General features: G+C 66.3%; 12 protein-coding genes. 7 read left to right on the top strand and 5 right to left on the bottom strand.

The window, feature by feature from the left end; genetic code table 11:
• Positions 1 to 3: 3 nt before the first annotated feature.
• From ACJH6I_RS06505 to ACJH6I_RS06490, 4 genes are read right to left on the bottom strand one after another with little or no spacing between them, the layout of a single operon-like run.
• Positions 4 to 1,719, bottom strand: a complete 1,716-nt coding sequence (locus tag ACJH6I_RS06505) for a GMC oxidoreductase (protein WP_406783869.1) — start codon at positions 1,717 to 1,719, stop codon at positions 4 to 6.
• 10 nt (positions 1,720 to 1,729) lie between these two features.
• Positions 1,730 to 2,755: a Rieske 2Fe-2S domain-containing protein gene (locus tag ACJH6I_RS06500; protein ID WP_406783868.1), complete on the bottom strand. Its 1,026-nt coding sequence runs from the start codon at positions 2,753 to 2,755 to the stop codon at positions 1,730 to 1,732.
• Positions 2,752 to 3,726, bottom strand: a complete 975-nt coding sequence (locus ACJH6I_RS06495; protein WP_406783867.1) for a PDR/VanB family oxidoreductase — start codon at positions 3,724 to 3,726, stop codon at positions 2,752 to 2,754. The genes ACJH6I_RS06500 and ACJH6I_RS06495 overlap by 4 nt, the downstream gene beginning before the upstream one ends.
• The gene (locus tag ACJH6I_RS06490; protein ID WP_406783866.1) at positions 3,723 to 5,000 is read right to left on the bottom strand and encodes a cytochrome P450; all 1,278 of its coding nucleotides are present in this window, start codon (positions 4,998 to 5,000) and stop codon (positions 3,723 to 3,725) included. The genes ACJH6I_RS06495 and ACJH6I_RS06490 overlap by 4 nt, the downstream gene beginning before the upstream one ends.
• Positions 5,001 to 5,166: 166 nt before the next feature.
• Between ACJH6I_RS06490 and ACJH6I_RS06485 the strand changes: the two genes are divergently transcribed.
• The 6 genes from ACJH6I_RS06485 (at position 5,167) to groL (ending at position 12,197) form a co-directional block, all read left to right on the top strand.
• Positions 5,167 to 6,435 carry a helix-turn-helix domain-containing protein gene (locus tag ACJH6I_RS06485; protein WP_346416371.1) on the top strand — a complete coding sequence of 423 codons (1,269 nt, stop codon included), beginning with the start codon at positions 5,167 to 5,169 and terminating at the stop codon, positions 6,433 to 6,435.
• A 184-nt stretch (positions 6,436 to 6,619) separates the two neighbouring features.
• On the top strand, positions 6,620 to 7,726 hold the full coding sequence (locus ACJH6I_RS06480) for an Abi-alpha family protein (protein ID WP_406783865.1): 1,107 nt from the start codon (positions 6,620 to 6,622) through the stop codon (positions 7,724 to 7,726).
• A gap of 31 nt (positions 7,727 to 7,757) precedes the next feature.
• On the top strand, positions 7,758 to 9,179 hold the full coding sequence (locus ACJH6I_RS06475; protein ID WP_406783864.1) for a hypothetical protein: 1,422 nt from the start codon (positions 7,758 to 7,760) through the stop codon (positions 9,177 to 9,179).
• Complete coding sequence (locus ACJH6I_RS06470; protein ID WP_406783863.1) at positions 9,172 to 9,984, top strand: universal stress protein; 813 nt, start codon at positions 9,172 to 9,174, stop codon at positions 9,982 to 9,984. The genes ACJH6I_RS06475 and ACJH6I_RS06470 overlap by 8 nt, the downstream gene beginning before the upstream one ends.
• Positions 9,985 to 10,192: 208 nt before the next feature.
• Positions 10,193 to 10,495 (top strand): co-chaperone GroES, encoded by a 303-nt coding sequence (gene groES / locus ACJH6I_RS06465; protein ID WP_029367666.1) that lies wholly within the window; start codon positions 10,193 to 10,195, stop codon positions 10,493 to 10,495.
• An 82-nt stretch (positions 10,496 to 10,577) separates the two neighbouring features.
• Positions 10,578 to 12,197 (top strand): chaperonin GroEL, encoded by a 1,620-nt coding sequence (gene groL, locus ACJH6I_RS06460; RefSeq protein WP_406783862.1) that lies wholly within the window; start codon positions 10,578 to 10,580, stop codon positions 12,195 to 12,197.
• A 61-nt stretch (positions 12,198 to 12,258) separates the two neighbouring features.
• On the opposite strand, the gene ACJH6I_RS06455 is transcribed toward groL, so the two are convergent.
• Entirely contained in the window at positions 12,259 to 12,429 is a 171-nt protein-coding gene (locus ACJH6I_RS06455) for a hypothetical protein (RefSeq protein ID WP_212806835.1), read from the bottom strand.
• Between the two features lie 202 nt (positions 12,430 to 12,631).
• On the opposite strand from ACJH6I_RS06455, the gene ACJH6I_RS06450 reads away from it, so the two are divergent.
• Complete coding sequence (locus ACJH6I_RS06450) at positions 12,632 to 13,006, top strand: group 1 truncated hemoglobin (RefSeq protein ID WP_406775927.1); 375 nt, start codon at positions 12,632 to 12,634, stop codon at positions 13,004 to 13,006.
• Positions 13,007 to 13,032 lie beyond the last annotated feature (26 nt).

Here is a 13,032-nt window from a genome sequence, read left to right as displayed (position 1 = left end):
CCGTTACGCGTCGTTCGCGGCCGGGGAGAGCGGGATGAGGGGCAGTCGCAGCGCCCCCGGAGCGCCCTCCGGCACAACGGGTTTGATCGGAGCAATGGCGTCCACGCGGCGATAGGGCTGGCCCTGCTCGGGACGCAGGTCCTCCTCGCCCTTGTTGGGCCACATCGCCGCCGCACGTTCGGCCTGGGCGGTGATGGTCAGCGACGGGTTCACGCCCAGGTTCGCCGAGACCGCCGACCCGTCAACGACACTCAGGGTCGGGTATCCGTAGACGCGGTGGTACGGGTCGATGACGGCGTGCTCGGCGTCCGAGCCGATGGCGCAACCGCCGAGGAAATGCGCGGTCATCGGGATGTTGAACAGCTCGCCCCAGGTGCCGGCCGTGACGCCGTCGATCTTCTCGGCGACCCGGCGGGTCGCGTCGTTGCCGGCCGGGATCCATGTCGGGTTGGGCTGGCCGTGGCCCTGCTTGCTCGACAGGTGCCAGCCGCGCAGTCCTCGCTTGGTGAATGTGGTGATCGAGTTGTCCAGGTTCTGCATCACCAGCGAAATCACCGTGCGCTCACTCCAATTGCCGACCGTCAGGACCCGCAGCAGTGCGCGCGGATGCGTCACAGCCAGACCCAGCGCCTTCAGCCAGCGCGGCCACCGGCCGCCGCCGTCGGTCATCACCGTCTGGAGGAGACCCATCGCGTTGGAGCCCTTGCCGTAGCGCACCGATTCGATGTGGGTGTCGCTGGTCGGATGGAACGACGACGTGATGGCCACGCCGCGGGTCAGGTCCAGCGCCGGGTCGACCTTGTATTTCATTGCGCCCACGATCGATTCGGAGTTGGTGCGGGTGAGCACGCCGAGGCGGTCCGACAGCTGGGGCAGGGTGCCGCTGTCCTTCATCTTGTGCAGCAGGTTCTGCGTGCCCCAGGTACCGGCCGCCAGGACGACGTGCCGCGCCGTGAATGTCCGACGGTTCTTGCGCAGGGTCCGGCCGGTGCGCACGGTGTCGATCTCCCAGATGCCGCTCGGGCTCTGTCGTACCGAATCGACCGTTGTCAGCGGATGCACTGTGGCGCCGGCATTCTCGGCCAGACCGAGGTAGTTCTTCAGCAGCGTGTTCTTGGCGCCGTAGCGGCAGCCCGTCATGCAGCTGCCACATTCGATGCACCCGGTGCGGTCCGGTCCGACGCCGCCGAAGAACGGATCGGGCACGGTCTTGCCGGGTTCACCGAAGAACACCCCGACCGGCGTCTGGACGAACGTGTCGCCCACACCCATGTCCTCGGCGACCGCCTTCATGATCTCGTCGGCCGGGGTCATGCTCGGGTTGATCACCACGCCGAGCATTCGCCTGGCCTGGTCGTAGAACGGCGAGAGCTCGTCGGACCAGTCGGTGATGTGGGCCCACTGCGGGTCGTTGAAGAACGTCGCGGGCGGCTTGTAGAGCGTGTTGGCGTAGTTGAGCGACCCGCCACCGACGCCCGCCCCGGCCAGGATGACGACGTCGCGCAGCATGTGGATGCGCTGAATGCCGTAGCAGCCCAGCTTGGGAGCCCAGACGAATTTCCGGACGTCCCAACTGGTTTTGGGGAACTGGTCGTCGGTGAACCGGCGGCCGGCCTCCAGAACGCCCACGCGGTAGCCCTTCTCGGTCAGTCGCAGCGCGGTGACGCTGCCTCCGAATCCGGACCCGACGACGATCACGTCATAGTCGGTGTTGGACATGTGGCTCTCCTCAGTTGAAACGGCTGGTTTCGTCGTCGACCATGTCCATGGCGATGCGCCGGGCCCGGATCGCGGCCCGATCGGCCTTGACGTTGATGTCGCGCCGGCGGTCACCGGGTTCGTCAAGCCGCCGCTGAATCGTCTCCAGGATGGCCGCATCGCGAACGGCCCACTCGTGGAACATGATCCGCAGGTACTCGGTGACGGTGTCCTCGGCGCCGGCGTAGTTGCGTGCCATCTGCAGGAAGACGTGCGTCGAGCCCGGCGATTCGGGCGTGAACCCGTGAATCCGCAACAGCCCATAGGATTCGCCGTCGTCGATTTCGATGGCGTAGTGCTGCGTGTGCAGCGCGGGGGACACGAAGGTCCCCTCTTCGCGCCGGGTGGCCACCGACTCTTCGGGCAACCCGGTGATCGCCGACTCCCACGGCGCCAGCCGACTCGGGGGAGTGGACCGGGTGTAGGCCACCGAGCGTTCGGAGATCTCGACCTCGTTGAGCGGCGGGAGTTGCTGAATATCCGGTGGCACGACCTCGGGATGCGTCACGAACACATCGGTCAGGTCGAGATAATGCTCATGCAGCAGAAGGTAATTCGCCTCGATACGTAGCACCTCGGTGGTGCTGGTCCAGCCGGTACCGTCCAGGTACCACGGCACGCGTGGCGGTGGGCGCAGGGCGGCAGCACGCGGTTCGCCGAGCCAGATCCAGACGAACGGCGCGGTCTCGACGACCGGGTACGCCGCCACCCGGGCGCCGGGTGGCACGTTCTCCTGCGACGGCACGTCGGCCAGACAGCCGTCGGGCTCGTAGCTGAAGCCGTGATAGCCGCAGACGACACGATCGCCGTCCCGCCGGCCCTCCGACAAGGGATAGGCGCGGTGCGCGCAGCGGTCTTCCAGGGCGACCACTTCACCGGACGCGCGGCGGTACAGGACCACGTGCTTGTCCAGCAGACGCCGGGCCAGCAGTCCCGCGCCGACCTCATCGCTGAGCGCGGCCACGTACCAGCAGTTCAACGGGTAGTTGGTTCTCATAGGTCGAGCACCAGCCTTTCGGACCGGGAGCGCGAGACGCAGATCATGATGGTTTTGTTCTCCGCCTTCTCCGAGTCGTTGAGCACGGAGTCGCGGTGATCGCCGATGCCGGCGATAATTTCGCATTCACAGGTGCCGCACACGCCTTCCATGCACGACCCCAGTACGTCCAGGCCCGCTTCTTCGGCGACGTCGTAGATCGTCTTGTCCGACGGCACGGTGAGGGTGATGCCGGAACGCTGGCATTCGATCTCGAACGTGTCGAGGGCGTCGGCCGGTTCCTCGATGGTCTTCGCCGAGAAGCGCTCGAGGTGCAGGCTGCCGTCGGGCCAGGCCTGGCAGCCCTTCTCGACCGCGTCGAGCAGGCCCTCGGGTCCACAGCAGTAGACCAACGTGTTGTCTTGCGGCGCCGCCAGCACCGCCGCCAGCTTGGTCCGGAAAGCGTCGCCGTGCTCGTCGCGCGCGCAGATGGTCACGCGGTCGCCGAAGCGTTCCAGCGCGTCCAGGTACGCCATCGACGAGCGGGCGCTGCCGCCGTAGATCAGCTGCCAGTCGGCGCCGGTGGCCTCGGCGGCCTCGATCATCGGGAGCATCGGCGTGATGCCGATACCGCCGGCGACGAACTGGTAGCGCGGCGAGTTCACGAGCGCGAAGTGGTTGCGCGGCCCGCGCACCCGGACGGTGGTGCCCTCGTGGAGCTTGTCGTGGACGTACTGCGAACCTCCACGGCTGTTCGGGTCGAGCAGGATGCCCACCTGCCACTCGGTGCGGCTGGCGGTGCTGCCGCACAGGGAGTACTGCCGTGTCAGCGACGGCGACATGACCAGGTCGATGTGAGCGCCGGGGGTCCACTCGGGCAGGTCCGCGCCGGAGGGGTCGGCGAGGGTCAGCGTGACGACACCGTCCGCTGACTGTTCGCGCCGGCGGACCTCGAGGTCGACCTCGACTTCCCGGTATGCAGCGTTACTCACAGTGCCCTCTGTTCTTCGCCCGAGCGGCTCATCGCCGTGCGACGGACGGGGATCGACTTGTACTGGTTGAGGAACAGCGCCCGCACGCGGGTCGGGTCGCCGTCCAGCGTGAGGTCGGGGAACCGGCGGACGGTCTCCTGAATCCACAGCTTCAGTTCGAGGCGCGCCAGGTTGGCGCCGAGGCAGAAGTGCTTGCCGCGGCCGCCGAAGGCCTGGTGCGTGTCCGCCAGCCCCTCGCGGGTGATGTCGAACTCGTGCGGGTTCTCGAAGACGGTCTCGTCCCGGTTGGACGCCAGGTACCACAGCAGTAACCGGTCGCCTTCTTTGATCTGCTTGCCGTGCAGCTCGAAGTCGGTGGTCGCGGCCCGGCCCATGAAGGCGAAGGCGGGCGCGTAACGGAGGCCCTCCTCGACGGTGGGTTCGAGCAGCTCCGGGTTCTCCTGCAGCAGGATCAGCTGATCCGGGTTCTGCATCAGGGCCAGCATCGTCGCGCTGTAGGTGGCGCGCGTCGAGTCGTTGCCGGCCGTCATGAGCAGGGTGAAGAACGTGGCCATCTCGAGTTCGGTGAGCTTCTCGCCGTCGATTTCGGCGTTCATCACCGCGGTGATCAGGTCGTCGCGCGGGTTGTCCCGGCGCTGAGCCATCTGCTCGCCCAGGTACGTGATGATCTCGCCGACGATGGCGCCGGCGTCGTCCCACTGCGTACGGATCTCCGGATCCTCGAACGCGCTGAACACGTTGGTCCAGTAGACGAGGCGCTCGTCGTCCTCCGCGGGCGTGCCGAGCATCGAGCCGATCACGCGGGCCGGCACCGGCCGCGCGACGTCGCGGACCAGGTCGAAGCTCTCGCGGTCGGCCACGCTGTCGAGGACGTCGTTGATGATCTGCTTGATGGCCTCTTCGTGGGCCGCGACGCGTTCAGGCGTGAACGCCTTGATGACGAGGGCCTTGAGTCGGTCGTGCCGGGGCGGGTCCATCGAAATCAGCTGCAGCCGCTGGACATCCAGCGGCACACCGATGTCGTCGACGTTGAAGATGCCGCGCTTCTCGGACGAGAACGTGCGGTGGTCGCGGCTGACGGTGCGCACGTCGTCGAAGCGGGTGATGGACCAGAAGCCACCTTCGCCGGGGACGTTGCGCTGCGGGCTGTAATGCACCGGGTCCTCGCGTTGCAGTCGGGCGAACAGTTCGTACGGCGGACCGTCGTCCCACACCGCGGGGTCGGCAAGGTCGACGGCGGCGAGGTCCACTTCGGTTGCGGCGGCAGTGGTCACATTGCCCTCCTCGTTGGTCTGATGTGTACGAAAGCTATTCACCGCGGCCGCCGCGATCGACGTCTCGGGACGACCAACTCTCGGAGCGTTAACGGAGCGTCGTTGTCGTGTGGCGACAAAGCCCGATTTGCAGCAACTTCGGCGCCGCGTGATCTACGGTCGTTTCATGCCGGAACGACGCGTCGACGAGAGTGCCGTCGTCGCGCGCGCAGCCGAGGTGATCGGCGGGCTCGACGGCAAGTTGGGTGACATCACGCAGTCGATCCAGAAGATCCTCCTCACCGAGATCGCCGAGCTCAGCGAGGATGCGCAACTGATGGAACTGCAGGCGCACACGGTCGCGGCCAACGTCGAGACCGTCTTCGCCTCGATCCGCCACCGGATCCCGATCGAGGACGTCGTCCCGCCGACGGAGTCGCTCGAACACGCCAGGCGGATGGCGCAGCGCGGCGTTCCCGCAAATGCGGTGGTCCGCGCCTACCGGCTGGGCCACCAGGAAGTGATGAACTTCGTGCTCGACGAGATCGCGGACTCGGACATGGATCCACGGTGGGGCCTCGAAGTTTTCAAGTACTTCCAGACCGTCGCGTTCGGCTACATCGACTGGATTTCGCAGCAGGTCCTCACCACCTACCAGCAGGAGTACGACCGCTGGGTGGAGAACCGAAACAGTATGCGGGCGCAGCGGGTTCGCGCCATTCTGACCACGGCCGGCGGTGACGTCGACGAGCTCACGGAGGAAATCCGCTACCCGCTGCAGCGCGTGCACCTGGCGCTGGCGCTGTGGTACCCCGATGACAACGGCGGCGACGAGCTCGTCCGCATGGAGCGTTTCGCCAACCATCTCGCCTCGTCGCTGGGCACCCACGAGCCGCCGCTGTTCTTGTCGGTCGACCACCTCACCGCGTGGGTCTGGCTGCCGCTGTCCGCGCACAGCGCCGAGGGTGCGTCGGACCGGATCCGGGAATTCGCCGCGACACAACAAGATTCGCCGTGGATCGCGCTCGGTAATCCGTTGCCCGGTATCGAAGGGTTCCGGCGTTCGCATGAACAGGCGGTGGCCGCCCGCGCGGTGGCGGTTGTGTCCGGTTCGGTCGAACGGCGTATCACCGCGGCGAGCGACCCAGGGCTGCCTGTCGCGACGCTGCTGGGCGACAACGTCGGAGCGGTCGGTGCGTGGGTGGCCGAAATCCTGGGCCCGCTGGCGAGCGACACCGAGAACGACGAACGGCTCCGCGAGACGTTGCGGGTGTTCCTGCGGACCGGCTCGAGTTTCAAAGCGGCCGCCGACGAAATGCATCTGCATTCGAATTCGATCAAGTACCGGGTGAACCGCGCGATCAGTCGCCGGGGCACGCCGATCGTCGACGACCGCATCGAGGTCGAAGTCGCATTGCTGCTGTGCCACTGGTTCGGTCAGGCCGTTCTGAACTGACAATTCGTCGCGGCGGGCCATTTGTGGACCGTCGACAACGCGTGCCCTGGGTGTGGTACGAACTTTGGCTGTTTGCGACGTAGTTCGCTTGCGCTGCCGTCAGTAGTTTTTGGATCACTGCGAAACGCAGATCAGCGAGCCGGTCCTTTGGATAATTACTCGCACGGTCCGACGGAGGCGAATCATGGGCGACGATCCAAAATCCGACAAAGCGCGTGGCGCGTCGCCTTCCGACGATCGCGGTCAAGATCAAAATCAGAGCAGTAATCCCTTGGGCGCCTTGGTCGATCCGCTCACCAAGCTGGGTATCGACACCGCGCGCGACATCGCGGCCGCCGTGCAATCGACCCGGGCCGCCGCCGGGGACCTGCTGAAGGTCGTCAATATTCTGAGTCGGCTGCCCGGGCGCGAGACGCAACCGGCGCCGGCAGCGATCCCGTCGTCGCCGGAATCGGCCGATGACAGCGATATTGACGATGATGACGAAAATGCCGCTGCCGCAACCGCTGTGCTGCCCGTCGTGGCGCCGGACGAATTGCCGGTCGAAAACCCGGGACTCTTCGGCGGCTTGAAGCGCGCCGCGGAGTCGGCGCTGAATCCTGCCGCTGTCCTCGGCGTTGCCGTCACACCGGTGCGCCGCGTGATGAGCTCCGGCGACACCGCCAAGAAGAAGTCCGAGCATCGCGACGGGGACAAGAAGGCCGCGAAGCACGACGGCGACGCCGAGCTACGCCATTGGGGCGACGAGCTGATTGCCAAGTCGCAGAAGCCGACACGTAAACAGGCGCACCGTCATCCGGCATTCGGCCAGATCCTCAGTGAGCTGGCACCGGACGAGGTTCGGATGCTGCGCTTCCTGGCAGTCGCGGGCACCCAGCCGTCCATCGACATCCGGACGAAGACGATGTTCCAGGTCGGCTCGGAGCGGCTCGTCAGCGGCGTGAACATGATCGCGGACATGGCCGGGTGCCGGTGGCCGGAGGCCGACCAACGTTATCTCGCGAACCTCAATCGTCTTGGCCTGGTGCGCTTTTCGTCCGAGCCGGTGGCGGACTACCGGCGCTACGCGCTGCTCGAGGTGCAACCACGCGCACTCGAGGTGACCGAGGTGATACCCAAGACCATCAGCGTGTACCGCAGCATCTATCTGTCGGAATTCGGCCAACAGTTCTGCGAGGTCTGCATCGACACCGACGGCTACAACGCCGGGGGATGGGCCACTGATGAGCGCGGCGACAAGATCATCGGGAAAGGCCCACCCGATCCCGCCGCGCACAAACCCAAGCACTGATCCGACCCCCCGACAAGCCCAGGGATATTTCATGACAACGCTCGCCGCCGGGCCCTTTCTTGATTGGGAGGAGCTCACCGGACAATCGAAATTCGTCGTCGACATCATCAGCGTGCCGATCTTCAGCGCGATCGCCGGCTTGATCACCAACTGGACCGGCGTCATCATGTTGTTCGCGCCCGTCCGGTTCACCGGCTTCTATGTGCCGGGCCTGAAACGGATATTTCCCTTTCTGCCCCGCAAGGTCCAGATTCTGCCCACCTTCGCGCCCAACGGAATTCTGGGTTTCCAGGGATTCATTCCGTGTCGCGCCGAGAAGATGGCCAGCCTCATCGTCGACACGTCCATCGCCCGGATCGGCAAGATCTCGGACTTCTACGAACAACTCAATCCAGACAAACTCGCGAAAGCCATTGCGGTGGCGGCCAGGCCGGATATCGGCCGGCTGACCACCGAGATCATCGAGGCCCGGCATCCGCAGATGTGGCGGTCGCTGCCCCAGCCGTTGAAGGACGAGGTGCTGCAGACCGTCGACGCCGAGTTGCCGACCATCTCCAAGCGGGCCTTCGCCAAGATCGGCGAGAACATCGACCAGCTGCTCAACGTCAAGCTGATGACCGTCAACTTCCTGCGCCGCAACCCGGAAGTGTTGCGGGACATCATCAAAGGCATGGCGGTGCCCGAACTGCGCTTCATGGTGCGCATCGGCGCGCTGGGCTTCCCGTTCGGTGTACTGCTCGCGCTGTGGCTGTCGCTGATCTACTACTCCAGCGATGAGGCGCGCGAACACGCTGCGGCCCATGGCGGGTTCGCGATCCACCTGCCGGGGTTCCTCGACTCGATCCTGCACTTCCTGCCGACCTGGTTGTGGGTGCTGGGCGGCGCCGCGGTGATCGGCATCGTCGTCAACATCATCGCGATCAAGGTGGTGGTCGAGCCCGGTGAGCCGCAGCCCCGTTACAAATACCTCTGGAAGCAAGGGCTTTTCGCGAAACGGCAGCACCAGGCCGCCCACGAACTCGCGACGATGCTGTCGCTACAGGTCCTGACCGTCAAGAACTTCGCGCACGAACTGCTCAACGGCGCCAGCGCGGACAAGACCCGGGCGCTGATCCAGTCCGCGGTCGGTGAAGAAGCCGAGCGCATCTTGGGCCCGTATCTGGTCGTCGCCCGCAACTCGTTCGGCGTCGTGGATGTCGAAGGGCTGCAACGCGGAGCGGGCGACAAGCTGGTTGACTTCGCGCCGAGCGTCCTCTACGACCCCGGGTTCAACAAGACGCAGGCCAAGAAGATCGAGACGTTCGCGACCGAGAAGTTCCGGGCGCTGCCACCCGACAAATTCGGCGAGATGCTGTACTCGGCCATCGAGCAGGACGCCTGGCTGCTGTACGCCCACGGTGGGCTCCTGGGCATCCTCGTCGGCGCCGTCCACATCCTCGTCTTCGGTGCCTGACACCCCGATCGAAAGGGCCGCCATGGCGTCCTATTCCAGAATCGTCGTCGGCACCGACGGGTCCGACGAGGCGACCGACGCGGTCACCGTCGCCGGCGTGGTGGCGGCCGGCCTCGGTGCGCCGGTCACCGTCGTCACCGCGTGGAAGCCCAGCGTTTCGGTTCCCGGCGGCCGGGAGCAGCCGTGGGCGGATCTGACGGCCGAGGGCGCCGACGTCGATCTGACCGCGCTGGGCGTCACGACGATCGACAAGGTTCCGGTGAAGGGCAGTGCGTTCGACGCCCTCGTCGACGCCGCGGCGCAGGCCGAGCGGCCGCTGATCGTGGTCGGTGCGGCGGGGCTCGGCCACACGTCCAGCCGGCTGTGGGGGAGTACCTCGAACGAACTGTCGCACCACAGCCCCGTCGACGTGCTGTTCGTGCGTAGGCCGCTCGCGGCGGTGCAGACGATCGCCCTGGCCACCGACGGCTCCGACACCTCGGTGCGTGCGGTGCGTGCCGGGTACGACCTGGCGGCCGCACTCGGCGCCCGGCCGATCCTGGTCACTGTTGCCGGCGATACCGCCACGGCCGAGGAGACGCTGAACGACGTCGAAAGCCGGCTGGGAAGCACCGGCTCACTGGAGCGGCTCGCGCTGGCCGGCGACCCCGCCGACGTGCTCGCGGCCGCCGAATATGACGTCATCGTGATCGGAAACCGCGGCATGGCGGGTTTCGCCCGGGTACTCGGGTCGACGGCCAACACCATCACCCATCGGGCGACGTCCAACCTGCTCCTGGTCAATACGTCGCCGGCGGCTGAGTAGCCTGCTGTTTAAGCCCACAGCGAGTTCGCCAAATCCGGCACTGCCCCACCCTTGAGCGCTAGCACTCGCGTGTATAGAGTGCTAGGTGGCACGCGGCCAACCGCGCTCCGGCACCCGCGACGACGGTGTGCGGTCAGGACGCTTGCCGAACAACCTGGCATCCGGGGATTGGCCCTGGATCGACATACCAACCAAGTGGAGGGCTTCCATCGTGGCAGTCAACATCAAGCCACTCGAGGACAAGATCCTCGTTCAGGCCAACGAGGCCGAGACCACGACCGCTTCCGGTCTGGTCATCCCTGACACCGCCAAGGAAAAGCCGCAGGAAGGCACCGTCGTCGCAGTTGGCCCCGGCCGCTGGGATGAGGACGGCGAGAAGCGGATCCCCCTGGACGTTGCCGAGGGCGACACCGTCATTTACAGCAAGTACGGCGGCACCGAGATCAAGTACAACGGCGAGGAGTACCTGATCCTGTCGGCCCGCGACGTGCTGGCTGTCGTCTCCAAGTAAGCATTCGTGTCCCGCCCCGGTCGTCCCCGCATGTCTGTGCGGGTGATGTCCGGGGCGGTATGCGTCTCAGCGAAAGGCTCTTATGAGCAAGCAGATTGAATTCAACGAAGCTGCGCGCCGGGCCATGGAAGCCGGTGTCGACAAGCTCGCTGACGCGGTCCGCGTCACCATCGGCCCGCGTGGCCGCAACGTCGTGCTGGCCAAGGCCTTCGGTGGCCCGCAGGTCACCAACGACGGCGTCACCATCGCCCGCGACATCGACCTGGAAGACCCGTTCGAGAACCTGGGCGCCCAGCTGGTCAAGTCCGTCGCGACCAAGACCAACGACGTTGCCGGCGACGGCACCACCACCGCCACCGTGCTGGCCCAGGCCATCGTGAAGGCCGGCCTGCGCAACGTCGCGGCCGGTGCCAACCCGATCGCGCTCGGCGCGGGTATCTCGAAGGCCGCCGACGCGGTGTCCGAGGCCCTGCTGGCCGCGGCCAAGCCGGTGTCCGACAAGACCGCCATCGCCCAGGTCGCGACCGTTTCGTCGCGCGACGAACTGATCGGTGAGCTGGTCGGCGAGGCCATGACTCGTGTCGGTGCCGACGGCGTCGTCACAGTCGAGGAGTCCTCCACCCTCAACACCGAACTCGAGGTCACCGAGGGCGTCGGTTTCGACAAGGGCTTCCTGTCGGCGTACTTCGTCACCGACTTCGACTCGCAGGAAGCCGTCCTCGAGGACGCGCTGGTGCTGCTGCACCGCGACAAGATCAGCTCGCTGCCCGACCTGCTGCCGCTGCTGGAGAAGGTTGCCCAGGCCGGCAAGCCGCTGCTGATCGTCGCCGAGGACATCGAGGGCGAGGCCCTGTCGACCCTGGTCGTCAACGCCATCCGCAAGACCCTCAAGGCCGTCGCGGTCAAGGCGCCGTTCTTCGGTGACCGTCGCAAGGCGTTCCTCGAAGACCTCGCCGTCGTCACCGGTGGCCAGGTCGTCAACCCCGATGTGGGCCTGACGCTCCGTGAGGCGGGCCTCGACGTGCTGGGCACCGCCCGTCGCGTCGTCGTCACCAAGGACAGCACCGTGATCGTCGACGGTGGCGGCACCGCGGAGGCGATCGAAGGTCGCAAGGCGCAGCTGCGCAGCGAGATCGAGGCCTCGGACTCGGATTGGGACCGCGAGAAGCTCGAAGAGCGCCTCGCCAAGCTGGCCGGCGGCGTGGCCGTCATCAAGGTCGGCGCTGCCACCGAGACCGACCTGAAGAAGCGCAAGGAAGCCGTCGAGGACGCCGTCGCCGCCGCCAAGGCCGCGGTGGAAGAGGGCATCGTCACCGGTGGTGGCGCCGCGCTGGTCCAGGCTCGTGCCGCGCTGGAGGGCCTGCGTGGCTCGCTGACCGGCGACGAGCTGATCGGCCTCGAGGTCTTCTCCTCGGCGCTGTCGGCCCCGCTGTACTGGATCGCCACCAACGCCGGCCTCGACGGCCCCGTCGTGGTGAACAAGGTGGCCGAGCTGCCCGCCGGCCACGGCTTCAACGCCGCCACCCTGACCTACGGTGACCTGCTGGCCGACGGTGTCGTCGACCCGGCCAAGGTGACCCGGTCCGCGGTGCTCAACGCCGCGTCGGTGGCCCGGATGATCCTGACGACCGAGACGGCCGTCGTGGACAAGCCGGCCGAGGAAGCCGACCACGGGCACGGCCACCACGGCCACGCCCACTAGGTAGTTGCAACGAAACGCCCCCGGTCCTGTGTTGGGCCGGGGGCGTTTTCGCGTTTTCAGGTCAGAAGGCCTGGTCGACGAAACCGTTGCTGGTGTTGGTGTTGTCGTGGTTGTCGACGCTGTAGTGGGGACCGATCGGGGTTCCGGTGGTGGCCTGCGCGGGGACGGCCAGACCCAGGACGGCGGCGGTCATGCTGGATGCGATCAGAGTGGCAAAGCCGAACTTCTTCATTTTGAACCCCTTTTTCGGTTGTTGTGGTGCTCTGATGGTTGAAACCGGTTGTGCGGCAGTACCATTCCGATCGGCAGGATTTGATGCACGGTTGGCAGAATTAAGTCTTTTGTGACGGACGCGGTAGCCGTACAGGGAATATCTGCGATTTGCCTGCACCGTCCTCACCGCCGGCGCGATGCTTGCGTCAGAGGAGGGCATCATGACCGAGACGACGCCATCGCTGTATCGCCGGCTGGGCGGCTACGACGTGATCGCGGCCATCATCGACGACATGTTCGCCTTGTTGCGAGCGGACCCGGCTTTCGCACGTTTCGGGTCGGGCCGCAGCACCGATTCGCACATGCGAGCCCGGCAGCTGCTCGTCGATCAGATGGGTGAGCTGACCGGCGGGCCGTGTTACTACATCGGGCGTGACATGTTGACCTCCCATGCGGGACTGGCGATCTCGGCCGCGGAATGGGACGCCAACATGAAGCACGCTGACGCCGCACTGCTCAAGAACGGCGTGCCCGACGCCGAAAGAGCGGAGTTCCTGGCGCTTTTCGAGCGCTACCGCGACGACATCGTCGAATAGCGGTCCCGGTCGACCCGCGTCTCCGC

Source organism: Mycobacterium sp. SMC-13, from assembly GCF_045311035.1.
GTDB lineage: Bacteria > Actinomycetota > Actinomycetes > Mycobacteriales > Mycobacteriaceae > Mycobacterium.
Note: the sequence above shows the minus strand (reverse complement) of the source record. Positions and strands in the feature narration are given on the sequence as shown.

Excerpts from the sequence above, each read along its gene's own strand:
- ACJH6I_RS06505 (WP_406783869.1), bottom strand. The coding sequence starts at position 1,719 with ATGTCCAACACCGACTATGACGTGATCGTCGTCGGGTCCGGATTCGGA.
- ACJH6I_RS06500 (WP_406783868.1), bottom strand. The coding sequence starts at position 2,755 with ATGAGAACCAACTACCCGTTGAACTGCTGGTACGTGGCCGCGCTCAGC.
- ACJH6I_RS06485 (WP_346416371.1), top strand. The coding sequence starts at position 5,167 with ATGCCGGAACGACGCGTCGACGAGAGTGCCGTCGTCGCGCGCGCAGCC.
- ACJH6I_RS06480 (WP_406783865.1), top strand. The coding sequence starts at position 6,620 with ATGGGCGACGATCCAAAATCCGACAAAGCGCGTGGCGCGTCGCCTTCC.
- ACJH6I_RS06475 (WP_406783864.1), top strand. The coding sequence starts at position 7,758 with ATGACAACGCTCGCCGCCGGGCCCTTTCTTGATTGGGAGGAGCTCACC.
- groL (WP_406783862.1), top strand. The coding sequence starts at position 10,578 with ATGAGCAAGCAGATTGAATTCAACGAAGCTGCGCGCCGGGCCATGGAA.
- ACJH6I_RS06455 (WP_212806835.1), bottom strand. The coding sequence starts at position 12,429 with ATGAAGAAGTTCGGCTTTGCCACTCTGATCGCATCCAGCATGACCGCC.
- ACJH6I_RS06450 (WP_406775927.1), top strand. The coding sequence starts at position 12,632 with ATGACCGAGACGACGCCATCGCTGTATCGCCGGCTGGGCGGCTACGAC.